Genomic DNA, 23,892 nt, shown 5'->3' with positions numbered 1-23,892 from the left:
GGCGATCCCGGCGCGGCGTGGAGCCCGCTCGCGGAGCGAGGCGACGGTCGTGCGGCGCGCCTCAGTCGAGGTCTCGAAGCTGCGCGGTGCGTTCGCTCGGGGTGTCGCCCGTGTTCACGGTGCCCTGCGGCTCGATGAGGATCGCCGACACCTCGCCGTCGGCGCGCGGGCAGTGCTCGACGCCGCGCGGCACGACGTAGACGTCGCCAGGCCCGAGCCTCACGTCGCCGTCGCGCAGCTGGATGACGAGGTCGCCCGAGATCACCATGAAGAGTTCGTCAGTCTCGGGGTGGCTGTGCCACGTGAACTCGCCGAGCAGCTTCACCACCTTCACGTCGTAGTCGTTCACGCTCACGAGGCGCCGGGGCTGCCAGGGCTCCGAGAACGAGTCGAGGGCGGCCTGCACATTGCGCACCAGATCTGCCATGTCCCGATCATTCCGGATGCCGCGGCCGGCGGCATCCGCGTCAGCACGAGCTTCCGCGCCTCGATGGAGGAACTCGTGCGCCTTCGGCGGCGTGTCGCGCCACCTCCGACGACGCGTGGCACGGGAGTTCCTCCATTTCGGCGACGGGGTTGACGTCGCATCCGACCCGACCTATGGTTAAGCAGATCATTAAATAAGGAGTTGCTTACATGGTCGGTGCGACGGACGAGCTGAGCCTCGTGTTCCAGGCCCTCGCCGATCCGACGCGGCGCGCGATCATCTCGCGCCTCCGCGGCGGGCCGACGACGGTCGGGGAACTGGCCGCGCCGTTCGCGATGAGCCGCCCCGCGATCTCGCAGCACCTCAAGGTACTCGAGCGCGCCGGCCTCATCGAACGCACCGCCGACGCGCAGTGGCGCCGCTGCACGCTCCGCACGGAGCCCCTCGACGAGGCATCCGCCTGGGTCGACCGGCATCGTGACGCGTGGAACGAGCGCTTCGACCTGCTCGACGAGCGACTCCGCGAGCTGAAAGGAGAGACGGATGCCTGAGCAGACCGCCACCAGCACCAAGCAGTTCACCATCACGCGCGTCTTCGATGCGCCCCGCGAGACCGTCTGGCGCATGTGGACCGACCCCGACGAGGCGGCCACGTGGTGGCACCCGCGCGGGCTCACCACCCCGCGCGAGTCGGTCGAGATCGATCTACGGCCGGGCGGACGCTACGCCTACACGATGGTCGCGCCCGACGGCAGCGAGTATCCGACGGGCGGCACCTACCGCGAGATCACGCCGCCCTCGCGGCTCGTGTTCACGTGGGCCGACCCCGACGATCCCGACGACATCGCGCCGCTCATCACGATCGACCTGGCCGAACACGGGGAGCGCGGGGAGCAGACGCTCATGACGTTCCACGTGCGGGGCATCGACGCGGCACCGGGCGACGAGAACGTCTACGACGGATGGGCGTCCGCGTTCGACCTGCTCGACGAGCACCTCGCCGGCGCGCGCGAGGCCGACGCGACGGGCCGGCTGCCGACGGGCGGGGCCGACTGATGGGCCGGCTCACCGTCGAGCAGATCGTGAGCGTCGACGGCTACGGGGCGGATGCCGACGGCGGCCTCGGATTCATCCAGACCGCCCGTGGGGGCAACCCGAACGATGCCGACCAGCTCGCGTTCCTCGACGGCATCGATGCCATCCTGCTCGGCGCGACCACCTACCGGATGTTCGCCGAGTACTGGCCCGTGGCCGACCCCGAGGTGGAGGTGGTCGCCGAGCCGATCAACCGCCTGCCGAAGTTCGTCGTGTCGAACACGCTCGAATCCGCACCGTGGGGCGAGGGATCGATCGAGATCCTCCGAGGCGACGCCGCCGAAGCGACCGCCGGGCTCAAGGAGCAGTACAGCGGGATCGTCGTCTGGGGCAGCTTCATGCTCGCGGACGCGCTCTTCGCCGCCGGCCTCGTCGACGACCTGCGCCTGCGCGTCGTGCCGGTGCTCATCGGCGAAGGACGGTCCATCACCCCGGTCGGCCTCGGGGAGCGCCGGCTCGAGCTCGACCACGTGGCCACGCACCCGAGCGGCCACCTCGGCCTCTCCTACCGCGTGCGCTGAGCGGCCTCGCCGGCAGCGGAAGCGTCCGCCTCGCCGGCGTCGGAAGCGGCCTCGGCCTGCTCCGACGCCGGCGCCCGCTGGTACTCGACCGACAGCAGGCGGTACGACCGGGTCGTGAAGGCGAGTAGTGCGAGCACCACCATCACGAGCCCCGAGAACAGGAACACGAGCGCGATGCCGCGGGCGTCACCGTCGCCGAGCAGCCAGCCCCACGTCTCCTTGCCGCTGCCCGACTCCATGTAGGGGATGATCCAGAACTGCGCGATCGGCGCGATGAGGAACGCCGTGACGGGAGCCGCCGCCGACTCGATCGCGGCCGCGAGGCCGAAGACCCGGCCCTGACGTTGGAACGGCACCACCTTCTGGATCACCGTCTGCTCGGACGCCTCCACCACCGGGATGAGGCACATGTAGGCCCAGATGCCGAGGCCGTAGAGCACCCACGACTCGCGGATCGTGAACAGCGACCCGAGCAGGCCCATGCCGATCACGACCAGCAGCATCGTGCGGATCGGGTTCTTGCCGAGGCCGAACTTCGCGACCACGAGCCCGCCGATGATGAAGCCGGTGGCGGTGACCCCGAGCACGATGCCCCACACTTCGACCGAGAAGATCGTGAGGCCGTACGGGTCCATCAGCGCCATGTACACGCCGCCGATGAGGTTGTTCAGCGTCGAGAAGAGGATGAGCGCGAACAGTCCGGGCGCCCGGCGCACCGCCGCGATGCTGCCCTTGAAGTCGATCGTCGATGCCCGCTCGCCCTCGGCCGGCACCGGCTGCTCCTCGGGCACGCGCAGGAAGAGCAGGTGCACGAGTGCCACGAGGGTGAGCGTGATGGCGATCACCAGGGTCCACCCCATGCCGAGCAAGCCGATCGCGAGGCCGCTGAACACGCTCGTGACGATGAAGGCGAGGCCCTGCACCGTGCCGACCAGGCCGTTCGCGTTGGCGTGCCGCTCTTCGGGCACGAGGAGCGTGACGGTCGTCGACAGTGCGATGTTGCGCATGTGCTCGACCACCGAGCCGAAGAGGATGACGCCCGCGAACGCCCAGAACCACGGCCCGCCGAGGTCGAGCAGCGCGGACTCGGGCTGCAGCAGGTAGAGCACCCCGGCGATCACGAACGACCCGAGGGTGAGCAGGCTCGAGAAGACCATCACCCGGATCTTGCGGTGGCGGTCGACGATCGAGCCGAAGAGCATCGCGAAGAACGCGATGAGCAGCATGTAGGCGCCGCCGATGATGCCCGTGGCGAGCACCGACTTCGTCTCGAGGTACACCCAGAACGTCAGCGCGAACCAGAGGAAGCTCGTCGTGATGTTCGCGATCGCGGTGTTGACGAGCACCTGCACGAACGTGCGCATGCCGCCGGGCGGCGGCGTGACGTGGTCGCCCACCGGGCTGCTGCTGTGCACGTGCTCCTCGGACACGGTTGCGAGGATAACGAGCCCCTCCGACATCCGGAACCCCTCCGCCGCACGACGGAGTCGCCGAAACCCGTCGCACGGCGGATGCCGCCGGCCACGCGGCATCCGTACGGTGGCCCCATGCTCGAACTCCACGACGTCACCAAACGCTACGGCGAGCGCCTCGCCCTCGACGCGGTCACGTTCGCCGTCGGCGACGGCCGCCTCACCGGATTCGTCGGCGGCAACGGCGCCGGCAAGACCACGACCATGCGCATCATCCTCGGCGTGCTCGCGGCCGACCGCGGCACGGTGACGCTCGACGGCCGCCAGGTCACCGAGGCCGACCGCCGCCGCTTCGGGTACATGCCCGAGGAGCGCGGCCTCTACCCGAAGATGCGCGTGCTCGAGCAGACCGTCTACCTCGCCCGCCTGCACGGCTGGAACCCGGCCGCCGCGCGCCGCAACGCGCTCGAGCTGCTCGATCGCCTCGGCCTCGGCGAGCGCACGAACGACACCATCGAGAGCCTCTCGCTCGGCAACCAGCAGCGCGCGCAGATCGCCGCGGCACTCGTGCACCGCCCAGAGGTGCTCGTGCTCGACGAGCCGTTCTCGGGCCTCGACCCGATGGCCGTCGAGACGGTGCAGTCGGTGCTGTCGGATGCCGCGGCATCCGGTGCGCCCGTGCTGTTCTCGTCGCACCAGCTCGACATCGTCGAGCGCCTCTGCGACGACCTCGTGATCATCGCCGACGGACGGATCCGCGCCGCCGGCACCGGCGACGAGCTGCGCGCCGAGCACGGCACCGAGCGGTGGGAGCTGCTGATGTCCGGCGACGCGGGCTGGCTGCGGCAGGCGCCCGGCATCCGCGTGGACGCATTCGACGGCGGCTGGGCCGTCTTCGAGGCCGAGTCGGATGCCGCACGGCGGGCGGTGCTCAGCGAAGCCGTCGCCCGCGGCGAGGTCGTCTCCTTCAGCCGCGAGCACACGACGCTCGCCCAGATCTTCCGGGAGGTCGTGCGATGAGCACCCAAGCGAACCCCGCCCACACGACGACTGCGCCCGAGCGCCACACGCCCCGCTTCGTCGACGGCGTCGGACTGATCGCCGGCCGCGAGATCACCATGCGGCTGCGCAGCAAGGCGTTCCTCTGGTCGACGGGCGTGCTCATGCTCGCCGTGCTCGCCTCGGTCGTGCTCGGCAGCATCTTCGGCGCGCAGGAGTCGACCACCAAGGTCGCCGTCGTGGCGGGCGCGTCGGCCGTCGTCGACGACAACCCGGCGCTCGAGCCGGTCGCGGCATCCGACCAGGACGACGCCGAGCGGATGCTGCGAGCCGGCGACGTCGACGCGATCGTCGCGCCCGCGGCATCCGAACCGCTCGGCATCACCGTGTACGGGCTGGACTCGCCGCCCGATTCGGTGGTCTCGGCACTGTCGGTCGAACCGAACGTCGAGCTGCTCGAACCGGCCGCCACCGACCCGACGCTGGCCTACCTGGTCGCCTTCGGCTTCGGACTCGTCTTCTTCATGTCGGCGATCACGTTCGGCTCGACGATCGCGCAGTCGGTCGTGGAGGAGAAGCAGACGCGCATCGTCGAGATCCTCCTGTCGACGGTGTCGGCGCGGGCGCTGCTCACGGGCAAGGTCATCGGCAACAGCGTCATGGCGATGGCGCAGATCGTGGCGATCGCGGTGCTCGCGATCCTCGGGCTCATCGTGACGGGGCAGCGGGTGCTGCTCGGCGGCCTCGGCGGGTCGGTCGTCTGGTTCGTCGTGTTCTTCGCCGTCGGGTTCGTGATGCTCGCCGCCCTGTTCGCCGCGACGGCCGCGATGGTGTCGCGGGCGGAGGACATCGGCTCGGTCACGACGCCCGTGACGATGCTCGTGATGATCCCGTACTTCCTCGTCATCTTCTTCAACGACGACCCGACGGTGCTCACGATCATGAGCTACGTGCCGTTCTCGGCGCCCGTGGGCATGCCGATGCGAGTGTTCCTCGGCGACGCGCAGTGGTGGGAGCCCTTCGTCTCGCTGGCGATCCTCCTCGCGACCGCGGCGCTCGCGGTGTGGATCGGCGAGCGCATCTACCGCAACTCGCTGCTTCGCACCGGCCCGCGGGTGAAGCTCGCCGAGGCGCTGCAGGGCTGAGCGGCCGTCGACGGCTCGCTCGCGGCATCCGCTCGGCCATCGAAGTTGCGCGTTCGGTCGGTGGTTCGTCGCCGCACCCGCCGAACGCGCGATCTCAGCGCACGGATGCCGCGAGTGGGCGATCTTGGCTGGATCTCGCCCTGGCCGCCGCCAACTTCGCCCACTCGCGTCAGCGCCGCGCACCGCCGGACGGGCGGTTCATGATCCGCTCGGCCTTCTCCTTGACACCGACCTCGTGCATGACCTCCTGCCGTACGAGGTCCATGATGTTGTCGAACTGCGCTTGCGAGGCCGCCGCGACGGCACCGGCATCCGGCGACGGCGGCTCGTTCCCGCGACGCTGGCCGTTCGTCTTCGTGGCGCTGCCCTCCTTCATCTGGTTCTCGGCGCGGATGGCATCGACGGTTCGCGTCACCGCGTCCTTGCGGGCCGTCTCGACGGCACCTTGGATCCGGGCGAGCGCGTCGTCCGCGTCGCGGTCGGCCAGTCCGACCTGTCCTGAGACACGGCCGCGCTGGATTCGCTCCACGATGCCGGAGTCGACCAGCAGCGATTTGACGGTGTAGCTCATGGCGTTGTCGGCCGGGGTCTTGATACGCGCGGCGCGCTCGTAGATCATGATCGTCGTCTGCCGGTTGTCGGCCCGGGAACCGCGCCACGGCATGTACTGGCGCAGGGCCGCCCAGACCGACTTGCCCACGGCGAACGGGATGACATGCTCGGACTCCGTCCAGTGCAGCCGATGGCCGCCGCGGTTGCTCGGCGGCTTGGCCCCGTGCACGCCGGTCGTGCCGATCCCCGCCGCGGGTGCGCCCGGATCGCCTCGGCTCTTCCGGCCTCCCGTCGTCACGAAGGCACGGGTGGCGTCCACCAGCTGGCGGAACAGTGAGTCGGCCTGGTCCTTGAGCACCTCCGCACGGGCCTTCATCGCGGCATCCTGAGGCGAATCATCCATGCGCTTGACAGTGAGGACGTACTCGTCGATCGTCGCCCGGTAGCGGCGATCGAGGTCCTTCACGGTCGGCGTCGGTGCGGCCTGCGCGCTGGGCTGCGGCGTCGATGCCGTGTACAGCACCTGCGGAGCGCCCTTCTTCGAGTACACCGAGTGCTGCTCGCCGTCGGCGACGAACGTCTCGCGAAAGGCGATCCCGAGCATCCGGTCCTTGAGCTTGCGCAGCGCAGCCCCCGCGCCGGCGACCTTTCCCTTCGCCCACTTCTTCCCCGCCTCAGCCTTGCCCTTCACCCAGGCCTTGCCCGCCGCGACCTTGGCCTTCACCTTCGCGCTGATGCCCTTGGCCGCGCGGATGACCGGGCCGGCGAGCTTCAGTCCGGTCTTGATCACGAAGTCGAGCGCCTTGTTCACCGGCCGCTGCAGCGCCTGGATGATCGAGCGGATCTTCTCGCCGATGCCGCCGATACCCAGCACGCTCGCGATGAACCCGATGAGGATGGGCACCATCTGGCCGAGCGCGTTCTCGACCTTGTCGACCACCGCCGACACGTTGCCCTTGGCGATGTCGACGACGCCGTCGATGACGGTGTTCACGAACTGGGCGATCCGGGCGGCGTTGTTCACGAAGAACATCACGACGTCGTAGATGAGCTTGCACGCCTTGATGAAGGCGGCGGCGGGGTTGAGCAGGCTGATGAGCCACGTGATGCCGGCGGTGATGATCTTCGTGATGACGAAGTCCTCGAGCTGGGTGAGGATCATCTCCTTGATGTCGCCGATCTTCTCGACGAGCTTGTCCCACAGGCCGGCGATGCCCTGCTCCTTGATGACCTGGAAGATCTCGACGCCCTTCTCAACGGCCGCCATGGCGGTCTCGCCGATCTGGCGCACGATCCGGCCCCGGATGTTGGCCCAAGTGAGCCCGAACACCGACGCGAGCAGCTTCACGACCCCCTTGAGGTCGAACGTGTCGGGGATCTCGATGCCGGCGTCGCCGAGCTGGCCGAAGAGCCAGCCGACGAGTCCCTTCTTGAGGTGCGTGGTGATCTTCGAGAAGAACTTATCGATGCCGCCCTTGATGCCGCTGATGAGGTTGCCGAGGAACCCGACCGGGTCGGCGATGATGTCGCCGATGACGCTCGCCGCCCTGGCGAGCACGTTGCCGAGCATCGCGGCGAGCTCGCGGATGGTGTTGATGACGCCCTTGATCGCCCCGATCGCCTTGTCGACGAGGCCCTTGTTCTCGGCCTGCAGTGCCTCGATCCGCTCGTCGAGGTCCTTGCGCGCCTCGACGTACTTCGACGCGAGCGTCTCGACGACCTCGTTCTCCTTGTCCTTGACCTCGCTCTCGAGCGCCTCGAACTTGTCGCCGATGTCCTGCGCGGCCTCCGAGCCGACCTTCTGCAGGTCCTGCGGGAGCGACTTCACGTACGTGGCGATCTCGGCGCGACCGCTGGCGATGCGCTGCTTGGCCGCCGTGAGGTTCGAGCCGACGATGTCGGCGACGCGAGAGATCACGCCGTCCATCTGCTTCAGGTACATCTCGCGCCCGGCCTCGTAGAACTCGTTGACCTTGTCGGGCATGCCGACGAGCTTGTCCTTGGCCCAGCGCAGCCCGCCGAGCCATCCGCTGTACCGGTCCTTCTTGTAGGCCGACATCTTGGCCGCGACATACGACTCGAAGGACGCCTTCGCTCGGGCCTCGCCGGTCTCGAACTCGGTCTCGACCTTCGGGTCGATGCCCTCGAGGATCTTCTTCACGTCGGTCTCGGTCGCGGTGAAGATGGACTGGATCTTCGTCGTCACCTCGGCGCGACGCTGCTCGTCCTTCGACTTCGTCGCGCCCTTCGCCGCGACGAGCTTGGCGAGCGCTGCACCCTTCGCCCCCTGCATGCCCTGGACGCCCGCTGCCGTGACGGCACCCGCCTGCGCCTTGCCCTGCGCGATGGTCGCCTGCTCCTGGGCGCGGTACTCGGCGGGCGCCGCGTCGGCGTGGGCGGCGGCGGTCTGCTTCTCGGCGAGGGCGCCCTGGAACTCGGGCTCGCCCGACTTCGCCAGCTGCTCGTCGGTGACCTTGGCGTCGGTCATCTCCTGGTCGACCTCGTGCTTGCCCGCCTCGAGGTTGACCTGCTCGGCGGGGGCGGGCTTGGGCACGGCGCCGGTCGCCGGGATGGGCACGGCCTGCCCGGGCGCCTCCTGCGCCATCGGGGTCACCGGTTTGGCGACCGCCTTCGATGTGTCGGGTGCCGCCTCGGTCGCCGCCTCGATGTCGTGCGCCGAGCCTTCCTTGCCCTTCGTGACGAGGCCCTTGACCTCGCCCTTCACCTCGCCGGCCTTGCCCGATTCCGCGTACTCGTCGGCCTCGGTGAGCGTCTTCGGCGACTTCGCCTCGATCGCGGTCTTCACCGCGGCGATGAAGGCCTGCTTGTCGAATGAGCCCGGCTGCTGCGCGTCCATGGTGTCGGCCTTGGCGGCCTTCGCCTGGCCCGCGAGGTCGTCGGCCGGCGCGAGCGCGGCATCCTGCGCCTCCTTCGCCTTCGACGCAGCGGGCGGATGCGCGCGCTTGGCAGCGGCGAAGCCCTTCACGCCGCCCTTCACCTGGGCGAACGCGGGATCCTGGGCGGGTTTCACGCCGGGCGGCGGCACCGGCGGCAGCAGCAGCTTGTCCCGGCCGAGCGGGGCCGCGACGGCGGCGGTCGCGGGCGGGGCCCCGCCCGCCCCTGCGAGCTGCGGAGCGGCACCCCCGCCGCCGCCGCTCGGCCCGGCGATCTTCGGCTTCGCCGTCACGGCCTTGGCGAGCGGGGACACGGCGGGCACCGGCTTCGGTGGCGGCACGGGCGTCTTCGGCGCGACCGACCCCGGACCGAACCCCGTCTTCGTCACGGCGAGCGCGGAGGCGGGTGGCTTCGGCCCCTCGAGCTCGACGGGGATGCCGACGGCCTTGGCCTGCTTCAGGCCCCGCTCGACCGCGTCGAGGCCGGGCTCGTCGCGACGCAGTTCGGCGAGCGCGCCGTCGATGTCGACGATCGCCGCCTCCCCCGGCGACTTCAGCTTGGCCGCCATCAGTGCGCTCACCGCCGAGTTGCCGGCGTCGCGCTGCAGCGCCATGATCACACCGGCCGGGCCAGCGGCCGCGCGCGACGACCCGCCGACGGCCCGTGTGCGGGCGTCGGCGAGGGCGCGGGTCATTCCCGACCGACTGGAATCGGCCGCCAGTCGCGTGCCGGCCATGTGCCGAGCCTCCCGGATGCCGCGTGCTGGGGCGGTGCCGCCTGGGCATCCGAACGGGCAGGCAGCGCGACCCGTTCGGGCAACTCCGACCCGGATGCGAGGATGGTCCGGTGACCGATCAGCTCCACGACACCGCCGTTCGCGGCTTCGCCTCCGACAACTACTCCGGCGTGCACCCCGAGGTGCTCGCCGCGATCGCCGCCGCCAACGGCGGCCACCAGGTCGCGTACGGCGAGGACCAGTACACCGAGCGGCTGCAGCAGGTGTTCGCGAAGCACTTCGGCGAGGGCGTCGAGGTGTTCCCGGTGTTCAACGGCACCGGCGCGAACGTCACCGGACTGCAGTCGATGCTTCCCCGCTGGGGCGCGGTCATCTCGGCGTCGACGGCGCACATCAACTCCGACGAGGGCGGCGCACCCGAACGGGTCGGCGGCATGAAGCTGCTCACGGTGCAGAGTCCCGACGGCAAGCTCACCCCCGAGCTCATCGACCAGGAGGCGTGGGGCTGGGGCGACGAGCACCGCGCGCAGCCGCTCGTCGTGTCGATCACGCAGACGAGCGAGCTGGGCACCGCGTACACGGTCGAGGAGATCCGCGCGATCGCCGACCACGTGCACGAGCGCGGCATGAAGCTGCACATGGACGGCGCCCGCCTGTCGAACGCGGCCGCCTCCCTCGGCCTGCCGTTCCGCGCCTTCACCCGCGACGCGGGCGTCGACGTGCTGAGCTTCGGCGGCACCAAGAACGGGGCGCTCGGCGCCGAGGCGATCGTGGTGCTGAACCCCGAGGCATCCGAGGGCCTGAAGTACCTGCGCAAGCTCAACATGCAGCTCGCCTCGAAGATGCGGTTCGTGTCGGCGCAGCTCATCGCGCTGCTCGAGGGCGACCTGTGGCTGCGGAGCGCGTCGCATGCGAACGCGATGGCCCGGCGCCTGCGCGACGCGCTCGACGCGGGCATCGCCGCGGGCGACCTGCCCGGCCTGGGCTTCAGCCAGGAGACGCAGTCGAACGGCGTCTTCGCGGTCGTGCCGGCCGGAGTGGCCGACCGACTGCGCGACCGCGGCTTCCGCTTCTACGACTGGGATGCCGCGAAGGGCGAGGTGCGCTGGATGTGCTCGTTCGACACGAGCGAGGACGACATCGACGCCTTCGTCGCGGGCATCCGCGAGGAGCTGCACCGCGCCGCGTGAGGCTTGGCTCGAGCGCCCAGGGGGAGCGGCACGCCGGATGACGCGCTGTTGCAGCATCCGGAATACGCCCAGCCTCGATGCGTTGTAATGGAACGGGACGACGGCGCCCCGGCATCCGTTCCTCGCACGAAAGCAGCACCACCATGACGCTCGTCACCGATCTCACGTCCCGCCGCGCCGACACCACCGCGCAGCTCATCAACCCGCTCGTGGAGCGCTGGAGCCCGCGGGCCTACGACCCCGCCGCCGAGGTCTCCACCGACGCCCTGCGCACGATCCTCGAAGCCGCCCGCTGGGCGCCGTCGGCGAACAACGTGCAGCCGTGGCGCTTCATCGTCGCCCGGCGCGGCACCGCCGCCTTCACGACCGTGCACGACGCGCTGCTGGGCTTCAACCAGGCGTGGGCCGACTCGGCCGCCGCGCTCATCGTGAACATCGCCGAGACCGTCGACGCCGAGGGCAAGCCCCGCCCGTGGGCGCGCTACGACCTCGGCCAGGCGGTCGCGCACCTCACCGTGCAGGCGCAGCACGAAGGACTGCACACGCACCAGATGGGCGGCTTCGACGCCGCGCGTCTGCACGACGCGTTCGGCCTCAACGCGAGCCTCGAGGTCGTGTCGATCACCGCGATCGGCGTGCTCGGCGACGTCGACACGCTGCCCGACCCGCTCCGCGAGCGCGAGGTCGCCCCCCGCCTCCGCAAGCCGCTCGAGGAGCTCGTGCTCGTCGGCGAGTAGCCCCCTCGCCCATCACCCGAGAAACGCGACGAGCGGATGCCGCGGCAGCACGCCGAGGCATCCGCTCGCGCTCGCTCTGCGCCGCTGCCCCGCTGCGCCGCAACGCCGCCTCGCTGGTTCGAAATGTAGGAACAATCGGGCGACTCGCCCTCCGAAGCCCGCACGGCGCACGGCGCGCCGCCCGGAAGTTCCTCCATTTCGCCGCACTGGAGCGCATTGGAGCGCCGTGCGCGGCCGCGGCGGTGCGAGGTCAGCCCGCGCGCTGCTCCGCCAGGTGCGCGCGCAGGTGCTCGACCGCGAGGTCGTGGTCGTCCTGCTGCGGCAGCCCTGAGACGCCCACCGCGCCGATGACCGCGCCGCCGGCCACCCGGATCGGCACGACCCCGCCGTGCGCGGCGTACTCCCGCGGGTCGAGCCGCGCGTCGGCGTCGAAGTCGCCGCCGTCCGCGCGGAACGACTCCCCGACGAGCATCGAGGCGTGGCCGAAGCGCTCGGCGACACGGTGCTTGCGGTCGAGCCAGCCGTCGTTGTCGGCCGAGGACCCGGGGAGCGCCGCGTGGAAGACCCGCTGCGGGCCGAACCAGATCGCGATCGCGACGGGGAGCCCGCGCTCGGCCGCCGCGGCACGGAGCCGCACCCCGAGCGCCCACGCGTCGTCGAGCGTGAACCGGTCGAAGACGAGCTCGGCCTCCTCGGCGATGAGTCGTTCGCGCAGCTCGCTCATGGCCGCAGCAGCACCTTGATCGCGCGGCGCTCGTCCATTGCGGCGTACGCCTCGGCCGCGTCGGCCAGCGGCAGCTCGAGGTCGAACACCCGGCCGGGCTCGATCGCGCCCGACAGCACGTCGGGGAGCAGCTCCTCGATGTAGCCGCGCACGGGTGCGACCCCACCGTTCACGCCGACGTTGCGGTTGAAGAGCGGTCGCACGGGCAGCTCGGGGCCGCCGTTCGGCACGCCGACGTAGCCGACCATGCCACCGGGACGGGCGGAGCGGATCGCCTGGTCCATCGACTCCTTGGTGCCGACGCACTCGAGCACCCGGTCGGCGCCGATGCCGCCGGTCAGCTCCTGCACGGCGGCGACGCCCTCGTCGCCGCGCTCGGCCACGATGTGCGTAGCGCCGAACGCGCGCGCCAACTCCTGCCGCTCGGGATGCCGCGACATCGCGATGATCGTCGTCGCACCCAGCCGCTTCGCCGCGATGACCGCGCAGAGACCCACTGCCCCGTCGCCGACGACCACGACGGAGTCGCCCGGCTGCACGCCCGCGCTGACCGCGGCGTGGTGGCCGGTGCCCATCACGTCGGACAGGGTCAGGAGCCCGGGAACCAGGTCGTCGGTGATCGGGCCGCCGACGGGCACCAGCGTGCCGTCGGCGAGCGGCACGCGCACGCGCTCGCCCTGGCCGCCGTCGGCGAACCCGCCGAACCGGTCGTCGCCGCCCCACCAGCCGCCGTTCACGCACGACGTGGAGACGCCGTTGCGGCAGTTGACGCAGGTGTTGTCGCAGACGTAGAACGGCGCGATGACGAAGTCGCCGACCGCGATGTGCTGCACATCGTGGCCGACCGCCTCGACGACGCCGACGAACTCGTGGCCGATGCGGTGCGGCTCGTCGGTGGGCGTGACGCCCCGGTACGGCCAGAGGTCGGAGCCGCACACGCACGCGGCGACGACCCTCACGATGGCGTCGCCGCCGGTCGACAGCTCGGGGTCGGGAACGGTCTCGACGCGGATGTCGCGTGGCGCATGGATGATCGTGGCAAGCATGCGTTCGAGCCTACGCGCGGCCCCTCACACGTGCGGCACGAACTCCTGCCAGGCGATCCGCTTCGCGCTGCGCGGGTCGAGCTCGACGCGGTCGGCCCGGTCGAACACGAGCGTGCGCCGGTCGGCCTCGTCGTAGACGGGCCACGAGGGGTCGGGTGCGCCGGATGCCGCGAACGAGGTCCAGTGCTGCTGCATCCGTCGTCCGACCTCGCGATAGAGACGGCGCCCGCCGAGCAGCGTGAGCCCGGCGCCGGTCAGCGTGTCGAACTTCTCGAACAGGGCGAACAGGTCGAGGCCGTGGGTCGCGTCGAGGCCGATCAGGCGCGGCATCCGTGGGGCCGCATCGAAGCGGTAGAAGTAGACCGGCGCGTGTCGCGAGTGCCGCTCGCCGACCTTCACGCTCGGGAACCAGAACGTGAAGTCGCCCGCGAAGTCGGCGGCCGGGCGCCGTTCGGGCAGCCCCGGGTACTGGCGCTTGATCGCCTTGCGCGACTTCTTGCGCGTGTTCGCGAAGATCGCGCGGATACGCGGCTTCGTCGTCGGCAGGATGCTGATGCGCCCGACGAACAGCGACCCTTCGCGATCGTTCGTGCCGATGATCAGCGGAACGCGGTGCGCCGTGCCGTCGGCGAACGCGTCGAGGGGCCGCTGCGGCAGGAACTCCCCGTCGATCACGGCGGCGAGGCTGATGGTGCCGGGATTCTCGTCGGGGGTCCGCAGCGACAGCTGGGTCGTCGCCTCGGCGAGCAGCACCGGGTCCGCGGTGTGCAGCATCGCCGCGGCATCCTCGCTCGAATCGCTCTCGAGGTCGTCGTCGTCGACCAGCCGGCTGAGGGTGCGCACGTACTCGGCCGCCCATCTCGCGGCGACCTCGGGCGTGTACACCGCGTTCGCCGGCGAGCTCTGCGCGATGGCGCGCGCGAAGAGCCCCTCGGCCGCCGGCACGGCCATGAGCGTCGTCACCGAGTTCGCGCCCGACGACTCCCCGAACAGGGTCACCCGGCCTGGATCGCCGCCGAACGCGGCGATGTTGCGTCGCACCCATTCGAGCGCCGCGACCTGGTCGCGCAGGCCGAGATTGCAGTCGAACGGATGCCGCGCCGACGCGTACGCCCGGAAGTCGAGCCAGCCGAGCGCACCGAGCCGGTAGTTGAGGCTGACATAGACGATGCCGTGCCGACGCACGAGCCCCTCGCCCTGCCGCGGGTACTCGTCGGACGAGCCCACGCTGTACGCGCCGCCGTGCAGGAACACCATGACCGGGCGGCCGCCGACCGGCTCGTCGGGCGCGATCACGTTGAGGCGGAGGCAGTCCTCGCTGCGCGGCAGCCGCGGATGCGCGCCGATGAACTGGCCCTTCCGGTTCTGCGGCGCGACCGGCCCGAACTCGACGGCGTCGCGCACGCCGTCCCACGGCGTCACTGCGGCCGGGGCGAGGAAGCGCTGCCCGCCGCCCGTCGTGCCGGCGTACGGGATGCCGCGCCACATGCGGAGCCCTCGCCGACGCACACCGCGCACGGCGCCCGCATCGGTCTCGACGACGAGTCCGTCGCCGACGAGCACGGGTCCCTCGCGCAGCATGGCGGGAGCCTACCCCCGTCTGGTGAATGCGGGACTGGGATGGCGTGAACGCAGACCGCCGCCGATGTCGTATTCGGCGCCAACCGATGTCGTGGGCCTGCGGCAGAATGTCACGGTGGTCGGAATGCGGAGCTTCTGGGGGGCACTCCCCACCGAGGGTCGATGGCTGCTGTCGACGGTCGCGATCCAGACGCTCGGCCGCGGGCTGACGCTCCCGTTCACGATCATCTACCTGCACGAGGTGCGCGGCTTCGACCTCGGGTTGTCGGGCGCGCTGATGAGCCTCATCGCCATCACCGGGCTCGTCGTCACCGGCCCGGGCGGCACCCTCATCGACCGCTACGGCGCCCGCACCATCCTGCTCGCCGGTCTCACCTCGATGATCGCCGGCTGCACGCTGCTCGCGTTCGCGACCCACCCCGCCGTCGCCGCCGTGGCGCTCGTGCTGATCGGGGTGAACTTCGGCGTCTCCTGGCCCGGGTTCAACGCCCTCATCGCCACCGTCGTCCAGGGCGACCTGCGGCAGCAGTACTTCGGCGTGAACTTCGCGCTCGTGAACCTCGGGATCGGCATCGGCGGCATCCTCGGCGGCTTCTACGTCGACGTCGACGCGCCCGAGACGTTCACCGTGATCTTCCTCGTCGACGCGGCGACGAGCCTCATCCCCATGGCCCTGCTGCTCGGTCCGCTGCGGCACGTCCGCACGCAGTCCGAGCCGTCGCCCGACGCGCCTGCGACCGGCGGCTATCGCGAGATCCTCCGCCAGCCGGCCGTGCTGTGGGTCACCCTGCTGACGTTCATCGCGATGTTCATCGGTTACGGCCAGATGGAGGCCGGCTTCCCGGCGTACGCCCGGCAGGTGGCCGAGGTCTCAACCCAGGTGATCGGGTTCGCGTTCGCCGTCAACACCGCGGTCATCGTGCTGCTGCAGTTCACGGTGCTCAACCGCATCAGCGGCCGCCGACGCACCCGCGTGATGATGGTCATGGCCGGCGTGTGGGCGGCGTCGTGGCTGATCCTCGGCGCCGCGGGCCTGCTGCCCGACACGGTGGCTGCCGCGATCGGCGTGCTCGCCTTCATGGGGGTCTTCGCCTTCGGCGAGACCCTGTTGCAGCCGACCGTGCCGGCCGTCTACAACGACCTCGCCTCAGACCACAACCGCGGCCGCTACAACGCGATCAACTCGGCGGCGTTCCAGGGTGGTGCGATCACCGGCCCCATCGCGGCGGGCCTGCTGCTCGCCAACGGCCTCGAGGCGTGGTACATCGCGGTCATGGTGATCGGATGCCTCGGCATCGGCGTGCTCGCGCTCGCGCTCGAACGCCGCATCCCGGCCGGCGCCAACGGTGTGTCGGCGCCCGCGCCCGTCGAGGGCTGACGAGTCCGCGGGCGCGACGCGAACGGCGGAGCTCCGGCTGAAGCGCGTCCCGCCGTCGACGCCGGCTACTCCTCGACGATCTCCGCGTCGATGACGTCGTCCTCCCCGGCGCCGCCGGCGCCGTCACCGGTCGCACCCCCGGGCGCCTCGTCGACCTCGGCGCGTGCCACGGTGAGCGACTCCCCGTCGGGAGCCAGCTCCACCATCACGCGGTCGCCGTCGCGGATCTCGCCCGTGAGCAGGGCCCGCGCGAGGCGGTCGTCGATCTCGTGCTGCATGAGCCGGCGCAGCGGGCGCGCCCCGTAGAGCGGGTCGTACCCGCGCTCGGCCAGCCACGCCCTCGCGTCGGGGGTGACCCCGAGGTCGAGGCGCCGCTCGCGCAGTCGCGTCGAGAGCCGGTCGATGTAGAGGTTGACGATCTCGCCGAGCTCCTCCTCGCTGAGCGCGGAGAACACGACGATGTCATCGAGGCGGTTGACGAACTCGGGCTTGAACGCCTGCCGCACCGTCTGCAGCACGGCCTGCTCCTTCTCGTCCCAGCTGAGCGTCGGGTCGATCAGGTACTGCGAGCCGAGGTTCGACGTGAGGATGAGGATCACGTTGCGGAAGTCGACCGTGCGACCCTGGCCGTCGGTGAGGCGCCCGTCGTCGAGCACCTGCAGTAGCACGTCGAACACCTCGGGGTGCGCCTTCTCGACCTCGTCGAGGAGGATCACCGAGTAGGGGCGACGGCGCACCGCCTCGGTGAGCTGGCCGCCCTGTTCGTAGCCGATGTATCCGGGCGGCGCGCCGACGAGCCGGGAGACGGAGAACTTCTCGCCGTACTCCGACATGTCGATGCGCACCATGGCCCGCTCGTCGTCGAAGAGGAACTCGGCGAGCGCCTTCGCGAGCTCGGTCTTTCCGACCCCGGTCGGGCCGAGGAAGAGGAACGAGCCCGTGGGCCGGTTGGGGTCGCTGATGCCGGCGCGCGAACGACGCACGGCGTCGGCCACCGCGGCGACGGCCCGCTTCTGCCCGATGAGCCGCTTGCCGAGCTCGGTCTCGAGGTGCAGCAGCTTCTCGGTCTCGCCCTGCAGGAGCCGGCCGACGGGGATGCCCGTCCACGCGGCGATGACCTGCGCGATGTCCTCCTCGGTGACCTGCTCGTTGACCATGCGGGGCTCGTCGGACGCGTCCTCGGCCTGCTCGGCCGCCTCGAGCTCCTGCTGCAACCGCTTGATCGTCTCGTATTCGAGCTTCGACGCACGGGCGTAGTCGGCCTCCCGCATGGCACGGTCCCGCTCGGTGATCGCCTCGTCGAGCTTCTTCTTCAGCTCGCCGACGCGGTTCAGGCCCATGCGCTCACGCGACCAGCGTGCCTCGAGCTCGGCGAGTTCGCGCTCCTTCTCGACGAGCGTCTCGCGGAGGCGCGCCAGGCGCTCCTTCGAGGCCTCGTCCTTCTCGCGCTTGAGGGCGAGTTCCTCGAGCTTCATGCGGTCGACCTGGCGCTTGAGCTCGTCGATCTCGACGGGCGACGAGTCGATCTCCATCTTCAGCCGCGACATCGCCTCGTCGATGAGATCGATCGCCTTGTCGGGCAGCTGCCGGGCGGTGATGTAGCGATTGGAGAGGGATGCCGCGGCGACGAGCGCGGCATCCGAGATGGTCACGCCGTGGTGGGCCTCGTACCGGCCCTTGAGCCCGCGGAGGATCGCCACCGTGTCCTCGACGCTGGGCTCGCCGACGTAGACCTGCTGGAACCGGCGCTCGAGCGCCGCGTCCTTCTCGATGTACTCGCGGTATTCGTCGAGGGTGGTGGCACCGATGAGGTGCAGCTCGCCGCGCGCGAGCATGGGCTTCAGCATGTTGGATGCCGCGACCGACCCCTCGCCGCCGCCGGCGCCCATGAGCAGGTGCAGTTCGTCGACGAACGTGATGATGCCGCCCTCGGCATCGTTGATCTCCTTGAGCACGGCCTTGAGCCGCTCCTCGAACTGGCCGCGGTACATCGCGCCGGCGACGAGCGCCGAGATGTCGAGCGAGACGAGCTGCTTGTCCTTCAGCGACTCGGCGACGTCGCCCTCGACGATGCGCTGGGCGAGCCCCTCGACGACCGCGGTCTTGCCGACGCCGGGCTCGCCGATGAGCACGGGGTTGTTCTTGGTGCGTCGGGTGAGCACCTGGCTCACCCGACGGATCTCGGCGTCACGGCCGATCACCGGGTCGAGCTTGCCCGCCTTCGCGAGGTCGGTGAGGTTCACGCCGTACTGTTCGAGCGCCGACTTCTGCTCCTCCTGGGAGTTCGGCGCGCCCTGCATGTTGGCCACAGGCATCCCTTCGTCAAACTTGAGTCTACTTGACTCAACTTTGCACCGAAGGCGGATATTCCGGATCGAGCGGCGGAATCCGCCCGTCACTCACGGTAGACGGATGCCCCGGCGACCGCCACCGTCTGGGCGCGTTCGTCCTCGCCCGCCTCAGTCGACCTCGACCTCGTCGCCCACCATCGTCGTGCGATCGATTCCGCCGGAGTCGGCCGGCTGCTCGTACCGCACGGGCATCCCGGGGTGAGCGGGCGAGAACCAGAACGTCGCGACGGCGGCGCCATCGACGACGGATGCCTCGGGCCGCACGTCGAACCGAACGCACTCGACCGTGCCGATCGGCAGCTCGAGGGTCTCGCGCGACGACGTCGTGCGGTCGGCCGGGAACGCCGCGTGCCGCTGGAGGTCGAGCCAGCTCGTGCGCTCGTGCTCGACCTCGCCGTCGACCAGCCCGTCGGGGCCGACCCACCAGCGCTCGAGCGTCGCTCCCGTCTCGTCGGCCTCGACGAAGCGGTTGACCCGCTCGAACGGCTCGCCCTCGGCGGGCTCGACGAAGAGCCGGATCGTGCGCCCGTCGGGGCAACCGGTGCGGATCTCGTCGGCGGTGAAGGGCGTCGGCAGCAAGCCGGGTCCGAGCAGGTGCGGGTCGGTCATGCTCGCCATTCTGCGGCATCCGCTCGATTCCGGATACGGCCGGGCCGCGTATGGTCGAAGAGAGATCGAGGAGGTTCCATGCCACTGGAAGGCGAGTACGAGCCGAGCACGTCGGGATGGGCACGCAGGCAGGCCGAGACGTTCGAGGCGTCGAACGGCGAGCAGGCGAACACGCTCCGCGGATTGCCGATCGTCCTGCTCACGAGCGTCGGCGCGAAGACCGGCAAGCTCCGCAAGACCGCGCTCATGCGCGTGGAGCACGACGGGGCGTACGCGGTCGTGGCATCGCTCGGCGGCGCCGCGAAGCACCCGGTCTGGTACTGGAACCTGAAGAAGCACCCGCACGTCGAGCTGCAGGACCGCGCCGAGCGGCACGACTACGAGGCGCGCGAGCTCGAGGGGGCGGAGCGCGAGGAATGGTGGGCTCGCGCGGTCGAGGCATACCCGCCCTACGCCGACTACCAGCGCAAGACCGACCGGCTGATCCCGGTGTTCCTCCTCACGCGCGTCGTGCTCTGAGCCTCGCTAGAGCCAGCGCATCGTGAACGCCCGCGCGAGCACCGCTCGAAGCGGCGGCACCGCGAGCGTGCGCACGATGCCGTTGCGGGCGCGCAGACGAAGACCCGCTGCCGGCGCGCCCATGCGCATGTTGAACGCCGCCTGGCGGATGGCGCGGCGCGCGGCGGGCCGCCGCACCCGGTCGTACGTCTCGAACGGCTCGTAGGGCGCGCCCACCGCAAGCGCCGCGGCGAGGTCGTGGTCGAGTCGTATCGCGTCGATCCAGCCGAGGTTCATGCCCTGCCCGCCGATGGGGCTGATCTCGTGCGCGGCGTCGCCGGCGAGCGCGACGCGGCCCTGCGACATCCGACCGGCCAGGTGCTGGCGTGCCTCGAACCCGCTCGGCTCGGATGCCGCGTCGATGTCGAAGACCCCGCCGGCGCGGGTGCGCACGATCGTGGCGAGCTGCGCCGACGTGGGCGCCGCGAGCGGTCGGCGCACCCAGGCCACCCAGCGCCGCAGCCCGCCGGGCATCGGGAACGACTCCACGACGCCCGCGGGCTCGAAGTGCAGCAGGGCGCTGCCGGGCTCGCCCGTGTCGTCGCGGGTGTCGCCCATCACGTAGTGCGCGCGACCGCGGTGCGCCACCCAGTCGACGCCCACCATGCTCCGGATGCCGCTGCGCACGCCGTCGGCCCCGACCACGTACCGCGCGGCGACGACGGGCAGCCGCTCGCCGCCCTCGGTCACGGCGACGTCAAGCTCGACGTGCGTGCCGCGGTCGTGCAGGCCGCGCACCTCCATGCCGCGCCGCAGTGACCCCGGGCGCACCTCCGCCAGCCGGCGCTCGAGCAGCTCCTCCGTCTCGAGCTGCGGCAGCGACAGCACGGTGCCCGCCTTCGCGAACGACATGGCGCCGAGCGTGCGCCCCTCGCAGGTCACCCGCCCGTCGTGGATCTCGATCGCCCTCGACCGCACCTCCTCCTCGACGCCCGCGCGAGCGAGTGCCCGCAGTCCAGGAGGGTGGATGCCGATCGCCCGCGACCGGTCGGAGCGACCCGACCGACGCTCGAACACCACGACGTCGAGGCCGCGCTGGGCGAGCAGGCACGCGAGCAGCAGGCCGACGGCACCGCCGCCCACCACGGCCACGTCGTGCCGCGCCTCGGGCGGCACGTGCGCCGCGGCCTCGTGCTCAGGCATCCGCCTCCCACACCACCTCGAGTCGCGACGGGATGCCCCGCCGAACGCGCCATCCGGGCGGCAGCACCGCCGCCAGCTCGGCCGCGGTGTGGCTGCGCCGGATCGAGGTGAGCCCGTCGGCGCGGATGTACGAGCCGGCGAGCAGGTTGCGCGAGAACGGGAGGGTGCCGAGCGCGAACCCGGCGTAGCCGTATCGCGACCGCTCGATGTCGGCATGCACCGCGATCCCGCCGTCGGCCGCGAGCCGCTCCGAGTCGGCGAGCAGCGCCCCGAACTGGTGGCCGTCGAGATGGTGCAGCACGTGGTTCGACGTGACCACCTCGAACCGCTCGCCCGCGTCGGCGAGCTCCGAGCTCGACACGCGCCGCAGCACGAGCCCCGGGTCGGCAGGCTGGGCGAGCGCCCAGTCGAGCGATCGGGCGTCGGGGTCGATCGCGGTCACCTCGAGCCGCAACCCGTCGGCGCGCGCCCACCGCAACAGGGCGCGGGGCAGGTCGGCGCCGCCGGTGCCGATGTCGAGCACCCGGCGCGTCTCGGTCGGCGAGAGGCATGGCCGCACCCACCGGCGGTACACCGCCCGCTGGTTCGACACGACCGCGTTCACCAGGCGGAACCGCTCGTACGTGCGGGCGAGCGCCGCGACGTCGCCGTCGTGGTCGTCCATCAGCTCGGTCGCGGTGTCGTCGCGCTGCCGCAGGAATCCCGAATCGAAGAACCCGGGCACGGTGCTCATCGGGTCAGGTGCCCATCGGTTAGGCGCGCACCGTCATGAGCGCCGACTCGACCGTGAGGCCGGGGCCGAACGCCATGGCGACGACGCGATCGCCGTCGTCGGCGGCATCCGAATCGAGGATGTTCCGCAGCACGAACAGCACCGTCGCGCTCGACATGTTGCCGAAGTCGCGGAGCGTCTCGCGCGCGGGCACCAACTGCGCCTCGGTGAGCCCGAGCCGCGTCTCGACCTTGTCGAGGATGCTGCGGCCGCCGGGATGGATCGCCCAGTGCTCGATCGCCTCGCTCGCGGCGTCGGTCGCCAGCGCCTCCGTCAGCGCCTCGTCGTGGTCGAGCAGCGGTTCGATGGCGCCGGTGATGTGGTCGTCGATGATCGTCGGCACCGCGTTCGAGAGCACCATCTCGAAGCCGTGGTCGCCGATCTTCCACGCCATGTCGTCCTCGCCGTTCGGCGTGATGCGCGTCTCGAACCGGTCGAGGTCGAAGGCGCGCTCGCCGTCGGCGAGGGGCCTGGCCGTCACGATCCCGGCCGCGGCGCCGTCGGCGAAGAGCGACGAGGCCACGATGGTGTCGGGATCGTTCGAGGTGCGCAGGTGCAGCGTGCAGAGCTCGGCCGAGACCACGAGCACGACCGCCGCGGCATCCGCTTCGCAGAACTGCTTCGCGGTGCGGAGCGCGGGCATCGCGGCGTAGCACCCCATGAACCCGAGGTGGTATCGCTGCACGGCCGGGCCGAGGCCGAGCTCGCGCACCAGCATGAAGTCGGGCCCGGGCGCGTAGAAGCCGGTGCACGACACCGTGACCACATGGGTGATGTCGGATGCCTCGATGCCGGGGCATCCGTCGATCGCCGCCTGTGCGGCCCGCACGTAGAGCTTCGTCGCCTCGGTGGCGTAGATCTCGTTGCGCACCTTGGTGCCCGGCAGGAGCAGCTCGCCGCTCGCGAGGTCGAAGAAGACGGGCTCCTGGGTGCGAGGATCCCAGCTGAGCTCCTCGAGCACCGTGTGGCGCGTCTCGATGCCCGACACGTTGAACGAGGTGGCGACGATCCGCTGCGCCAGCCGGTTGAGTCCCGGCTGGGCGGCGAACACGTCGCGCACCTGCTCCTGTACGAGCACCGTGGGTGGCACTGCCGTGGCGACCGCCCGAAGCGCGACGGTCACCCGAGCAGCTTCGCCTTGGCCGCGGCGAACTCGGCGTCGCTGAGGATGCCCTGGTCGCGCAGCGCCCCCAGCTTCTGCAGCTCGCCGACGAGGTCGGTGCCGGCGGGCGCAGCGGGCGCGGGCGCAGCCGGCTGGGCCGCGTAGCCCATCGCGGCCTGCTGCTGCGCGACGGCCTGCTGCGCCGCCGCCTGCATCTGCGCCTGCTGCTGCTGGGCCTCGTACTGCTGCTGCTCGTACTGGTCCTGCTGCTTGTTGGCCTGGTGGCGCTGGATGCCGCCGCTGACCGCGGTGGCGGTGCCGGCGACGACGGCCGTGCGGGCCGCCAGCCCGACGAGGCCCGGACGACCCATCCTGCGGAACGGCATGCCTACTCCCCTTCCGCCTCGGCCAGCGCGGCGTTCACGACCGGCGCGGGGATGCGCTCGGTCTGCAGCACGATGCCGCCGGACGCGGCGAACTTCGACGCGAGCTTCTTGGCCCACAGCAGCTCGATCGCGAAGATCGCACCCGACGTGCCCGGCGGGATGCCCTGCGCGAACTCCTGTGCGTCCTCCTCGGCGACGAGTCCGATGGCCGCGAGTTCGATGTCGCCGAACCCGTACTCGTCGCTGATCTCGTCGTAGTCGGTGATCAGCACCGACCCGTCGTCTTCTCGCGAGATCACGAGCAGGTCGATGAGGCGGATCTCGCCGCCCTCCACCAGTTCCCGGATCGCGTCGAGGGTGGCGTCGTCAGGACGGTCCCCCTCGAATCCGACGAGATACAGCTCGACCGGGCCGTATTCGAACTCCGCCATGTGGTCCCCCTTGATCGGTGTGATTGCAGACTAGCCCGGGCCTCGAAGGCGGCGCCAGCATCGCTCGCGAATCCTCGGCGAACATGCGGATTGCCCGGTTCT

22 protein-coding genes are annotated in these 23,892 nt (G+C 70.9%); 9 read left to right on the top strand and 13 right to left on the bottom strand.

The genetic code is table 11. The features are described from left to right. Nucleotides 1–61 precede the first annotated feature (61 nt). Entirely contained in the window at nt 62–427 is a 366-nt protein-coding gene (locus J2X63_RS08485) for a cupin domain-containing protein (protein WP_309976078.1), read from the bottom strand. Between the two features lie 209 nt (nt 428–636). Between J2X63_RS08485 and J2X63_RS08480 the strand changes: the two genes are divergently transcribed. Genes J2X63_RS08480 through J2X63_RS08470 form a run of 3 tightly spaced genes read left to right on the top strand, consistent with a single transcriptional unit; the run spans nt 637 to nt 2,043 of the window. Next, entirely contained in the window at nt 637–978 is a 342-nt protein-coding gene (locus tag J2X63_RS08480) for a metalloregulator ArsR/SmtB family transcription factor (RefSeq protein ID WP_309976076.1), read from the top strand. Then, the gene (locus J2X63_RS08475) at nt 971–1,483 is read left to right on the top strand and encodes an SRPBCC domain-containing protein (protein ID WP_309976075.1); all 513 of its coding nucleotides are present in this window, start codon (nt 971–973) and stop codon (nt 1,481–1,483) included. The genes J2X63_RS08480 and J2X63_RS08475 overlap by 8 nt, the downstream gene beginning before the upstream one ends. Further along, complete coding sequence (locus J2X63_RS08470) at nt 1,483–2,043, top strand: dihydrofolate reductase family protein (RefSeq protein ID WP_309976074.1); 561 nt, start codon at nt 1,483–1,485, stop codon at nt 2,041–2,043. Before J2X63_RS08475 ends, J2X63_RS08470 begins: the two co-directional genes overlap by 1 nt. Here J2X63_RS08470 and J2X63_RS08465 read toward each other — a convergent pair. Then, nucleotides 2,028–3,407, bottom strand: coding sequence for an MFS transporter (locus J2X63_RS08465; RefSeq protein ID WP_309977871.1), 1,380 nt, complete (start codon nt 3,405–3,407; stop codon nt 2,028–2,030). The genes J2X63_RS08470 and J2X63_RS08465 overlap by 16 nt on opposite strands. A gap of 183 nt (nt 3,408–3,590) precedes the next feature. Between J2X63_RS08465 and J2X63_RS08460 the strand changes: the two genes are divergently transcribed. Continuing rightward, nucleotides 3,591–4,475 (top strand): ATP-binding cassette domain-containing protein, encoded by an 885-nt coding sequence (locus J2X63_RS08460; protein WP_309976072.1) that lies wholly within the window; start codon nt 3,591–3,593, stop codon nt 4,473–4,475. Further along, entirely contained in the window at nt 4,472–5,599 is a 1,128-nt protein-coding gene (locus J2X63_RS08455; protein ID WP_309976070.1) for an ABC transporter permease, read from the top strand. The genes J2X63_RS08460 and J2X63_RS08455 overlap by 4 nt, the downstream gene beginning before the upstream one ends. 169 nt (nt 5,600–5,768) lie before the next feature. Here J2X63_RS08455 and J2X63_RS08450 read toward each other — a convergent pair whose 3' ends face one another. Then, entirely contained in the window at nt 5,769–9,782 is a 4,014-nt protein-coding gene (locus J2X63_RS08450) for a hypothetical protein (RefSeq protein WP_309976068.1), read from the bottom strand. A gap of 110 nt (nt 9,783–9,892) precedes the next feature. Here J2X63_RS08450 and J2X63_RS08445 point away from each other — a divergent pair, with 110 nt between their 5' ends. Together J2X63_RS08445 and J2X63_RS08440 are read left to right on the top strand one after the other, a co-directional pair. Then, a complete protein-coding gene (locus J2X63_RS08445) occupies nt 9,893–10,972 on the top strand; it encodes a low specificity L-threonine aldolase (RefSeq protein ID WP_309976066.1) in 1,080 nt (359 codons plus the stop codon). Between the two features lie 143 nt (nt 10,973–11,115). Beyond that, entirely contained in the window at nt 11,116–11,709 is a 594-nt protein-coding gene (locus J2X63_RS08440) for a nitroreductase family protein (protein ID WP_309976065.1), read from the top strand. A gap of 250 nt (nt 11,710–11,959) precedes the next feature. Here the strand turns inward: J2X63_RS08440 and J2X63_RS08435 are convergent, their stop codons facing one another. Genes J2X63_RS08435 through J2X63_RS08425 form a run of 3 tightly spaced genes read right to left on the bottom strand, consistent with a single transcriptional unit; the run spans nt 11,960 to nt 15,060 of the window. Next, nucleotides 11,960–12,433 carry a heme-degrading domain-containing protein gene (locus tag J2X63_RS08435; RefSeq protein WP_309976063.1) on the bottom strand — a complete coding sequence of 158 codons (474 nt, stop codon included), beginning with the start codon at nt 12,431–12,433 and terminating at the stop codon, nt 11,960–11,962. Beyond that, a complete protein-coding gene (locus J2X63_RS08430) occupies nt 12,430–13,479 on the bottom strand; it encodes a zinc-dependent alcohol dehydrogenase family protein (RefSeq protein WP_309976061.1) in 1,050 nt (349 codons plus the stop codon). The genes J2X63_RS08435 and J2X63_RS08430 overlap by 4 nt, the downstream gene beginning before the upstream one ends. Before the next feature lie 24 nt (nt 13,480–13,503). Further along, complete coding sequence (locus J2X63_RS08425; protein ID WP_309976060.1) at nt 13,504–15,060, bottom strand: carboxylesterase/lipase family protein; 1,557 nt, start codon at nt 15,058–15,060, stop codon at nt 13,504–13,506. A gap of 124 nt (nt 15,061–15,184) precedes the next feature. Between J2X63_RS08425 and J2X63_RS08420 the strand changes: the two genes are divergently transcribed. Next, a complete protein-coding gene (locus J2X63_RS08420; protein ID WP_309976057.1) occupies nt 15,185–16,438 on the top strand; it encodes an MFS transporter in 1,254 nt (417 codons plus the stop codon). A 65-nt stretch (nt 16,439–16,503) separates the two neighbouring features. Here J2X63_RS08420 and J2X63_RS08415 read toward each other — a convergent pair whose 3' ends face one another. Then, nucleotides 16,504–18,738 carry an AAA family ATPase gene (locus J2X63_RS08415; RefSeq protein ID WP_309977869.1) on the bottom strand — a complete coding sequence of 745 codons (2,235 nt, stop codon included), beginning with the start codon at nt 18,736–18,738 and terminating at the stop codon, nt 16,504–16,506. Nucleotides 18,739–18,897: 159 nt separating this feature from the next. After that, the gene (locus J2X63_RS08410; RefSeq protein WP_309976055.1) at nt 18,898–19,398 is read right to left on the bottom strand and encodes a hypothetical protein; all 501 of its coding nucleotides are present in this window, start codon (nt 19,396–19,398) and stop codon (nt 18,898–18,900) included. A 78-nt stretch (nt 19,399–19,476) separates the two neighbouring features. On the opposite strand from J2X63_RS08410, the gene J2X63_RS08405 reads away from it, so the two are divergent. Next, nucleotides 19,477–19,917: a nitroreductase family deazaflavin-dependent oxidoreductase gene (locus J2X63_RS08405; protein WP_309976053.1), complete on the top strand. Its 441-nt coding sequence runs from the start codon at nt 19,477–19,479 to the stop codon at nt 19,915–19,917. A 6-nt stretch (nt 19,918–19,923) separates the two neighbouring features. Here J2X63_RS08405 and J2X63_RS08400 read toward each other — a convergent pair whose 3' ends face one another. The 5 genes from J2X63_RS08400 to J2X63_RS08380 are packed head-to-tail and all read right to left on the bottom strand — an operon-like array spanning nt 19,924 to nt 23,790. After that, complete coding sequence (locus J2X63_RS08400) at nt 19,924–21,099, bottom strand: NAD(P)/FAD-dependent oxidoreductase (RefSeq protein WP_309976051.1); 1,176 nt, start codon at nt 21,097–21,099, stop codon at nt 19,924–19,926. After that, on the bottom strand, nt 21,092–21,832 hold the full coding sequence (locus J2X63_RS08395; protein WP_309976048.1) for a methyltransferase domain-containing protein: 741 nt from the start codon (nt 21,830–21,832) through the stop codon (nt 21,092–21,094). Before J2X63_RS08395 ends, J2X63_RS08400 begins: the two co-directional genes overlap by 8 nt. A 19-nt stretch (nt 21,833–21,851) precedes the next feature. After that, nucleotides 21,852–22,994, bottom strand: a complete 1,143-nt coding sequence (locus J2X63_RS08390) for a type III polyketide synthase (protein WP_309976046.1) — start codon at nt 22,992–22,994, stop codon at nt 21,852–21,854. Next, entirely contained in the window at nt 22,991–23,359 is a 369-nt protein-coding gene (locus J2X63_RS08385; protein WP_309976044.1) for an SHOCT domain-containing protein, read from the bottom strand. The genes J2X63_RS08390 and J2X63_RS08385 overlap by 4 nt, the downstream gene beginning before the upstream one ends. Nucleotides 23,360–23,361: 2 nt before the next feature. Continuing rightward, nucleotides 23,362–23,790, bottom strand: a complete 429-nt coding sequence (locus tag J2X63_RS08380; protein ID WP_309976042.1) for a DUF6325 family protein — start codon at nt 23,788–23,790, stop codon at nt 23,362–23,364. Between the last annotated feature and the right edge of the window lie 102 nt (nt 23,791–23,892).

Origin of the sequence: Agromyces sp. 3263 (genome assembly GCF_031456545.1) — a bacterium.
Taxonomy (GTDB): domain Bacteria; phylum Actinomycetota; class Actinomycetes; order Actinomycetales; family Microbacteriaceae; genus Agromyces.
Note: the sequence above shows the minus strand (reverse complement) of the source record. Positions and strands in the feature narration are given on the sequence as shown.

Excerpts from the sequence above, each read along its gene's own strand:
- J2X63_RS08485 (WP_309976078.1), bottom strand. The coding sequence starts at position 427 with ATGGCAGATCTGGTGCGCAATGTGCAGGCCGCCCTCGACTCGTTCTCG.
- J2X63_RS08480 (WP_309976076.1), top strand. The coding sequence starts at position 637 with ATGGTCGGTGCGACGGACGAGCTGAGCCTCGTGTTCCAGGCCCTCGCC.
- J2X63_RS08475 (WP_309976075.1), top strand. The coding sequence starts at position 971 with ATGCCTGAGCAGACCGCCACCAGCACCAAGCAGTTCACCATCACGCGC.
- J2X63_RS08470 (WP_309976074.1), top strand. The coding sequence starts at position 1,483 with ATGGGCCGGCTCACCGTCGAGCAGATCGTGAGCGTCGACGGCTACGGG.
- J2X63_RS08465 (WP_309977871.1), bottom strand. The coding sequence starts at position 3,407 with ATGCGCACGTTCGTGCAGGTGCTCGTCAACACCGCGATCGCGAACATC.
- J2X63_RS08460 (WP_309976072.1), top strand. The coding sequence starts at position 3,591 with ATGCTCGAACTCCACGACGTCACCAAACGCTACGGCGAGCGCCTCGCC.
- J2X63_RS08455 (WP_309976070.1), top strand. The coding sequence starts at position 4,472 with ATGAGCACCCAAGCGAACCCCGCCCACACGACGACTGCGCCCGAGCGC.
- J2X63_RS08450 (WP_309976068.1), bottom strand. The coding sequence starts at position 9,782 with ATGGCCGGCACGCGACTGGCGGCCGATTCCAGTCGGTCGGGAATGACC.
- J2X63_RS08440 (WP_309976065.1), top strand. The coding sequence starts at position 11,116 with ATGACGCTCGTCACCGATCTCACGTCCCGCCGCGCCGACACCACCGCG.
- J2X63_RS08435 (WP_309976063.1), bottom strand. The coding sequence starts at position 12,433 with ATGAGCGAGCTGCGCGAACGACTCATCGCCGAGGAGGCCGAGCTCGTC.
- J2X63_RS08430 (WP_309976061.1), bottom strand. The coding sequence starts at position 13,479 with ATGCTTGCCACGATCATCCATGCGCCACGCGACATCCGCGTCGAGACC.
- J2X63_RS08425 (WP_309976060.1), bottom strand. The coding sequence starts at position 15,060 with ATGCTGCGCGAGGGACCCGTGCTCGTCGGCGACGGACTCGTCGTCGAG.
- J2X63_RS08420 (WP_309976057.1), top strand. The coding sequence starts at position 15,185 with ATGCGGAGCTTCTGGGGGGCACTCCCCACCGAGGGTCGATGGCTGCTG.
- J2X63_RS08415 (WP_309977869.1), bottom strand. The coding sequence starts at position 18,738 with ATGCAGGGCGCGCCGAACTCCCAGGAGGAGCAGAAGTCGGCGCTCGAA.
- J2X63_RS08410 (WP_309976055.1), bottom strand. The coding sequence starts at position 19,398 with ATGACCGACCCGCACCTGCTCGGACCCGGCTTGCTGCCGACGCCCTTC.
- J2X63_RS08405 (WP_309976053.1), top strand. The coding sequence starts at position 19,477 with ATGCCACTGGAAGGCGAGTACGAGCCGAGCACGTCGGGATGGGCACGC.
- J2X63_RS08400 (WP_309976051.1), bottom strand. The coding sequence starts at position 21,099 with ATGCCTGAGCACGAGGCCGCGGCGCACGTGCCGCCCGAGGCGCGGCAC.
- J2X63_RS08395 (WP_309976048.1), bottom strand. The coding sequence starts at position 21,832 with ATGAGCACCGTGCCCGGGTTCTTCGATTCGGGATTCCTGCGGCAGCGC.
- J2X63_RS08385 (WP_309976044.1), bottom strand. The coding sequence starts at position 23,359 with ATGCCGTTCCGCAGGATGGGTCGTCCGGGCCTCGTCGGGCTGGCGGCC.
- J2X63_RS08380 (WP_309976042.1), bottom strand. The coding sequence starts at position 23,790 with ATGGCGGAGTTCGAATACGGCCCGGTCGAGCTGTATCTCGTCGGATTC.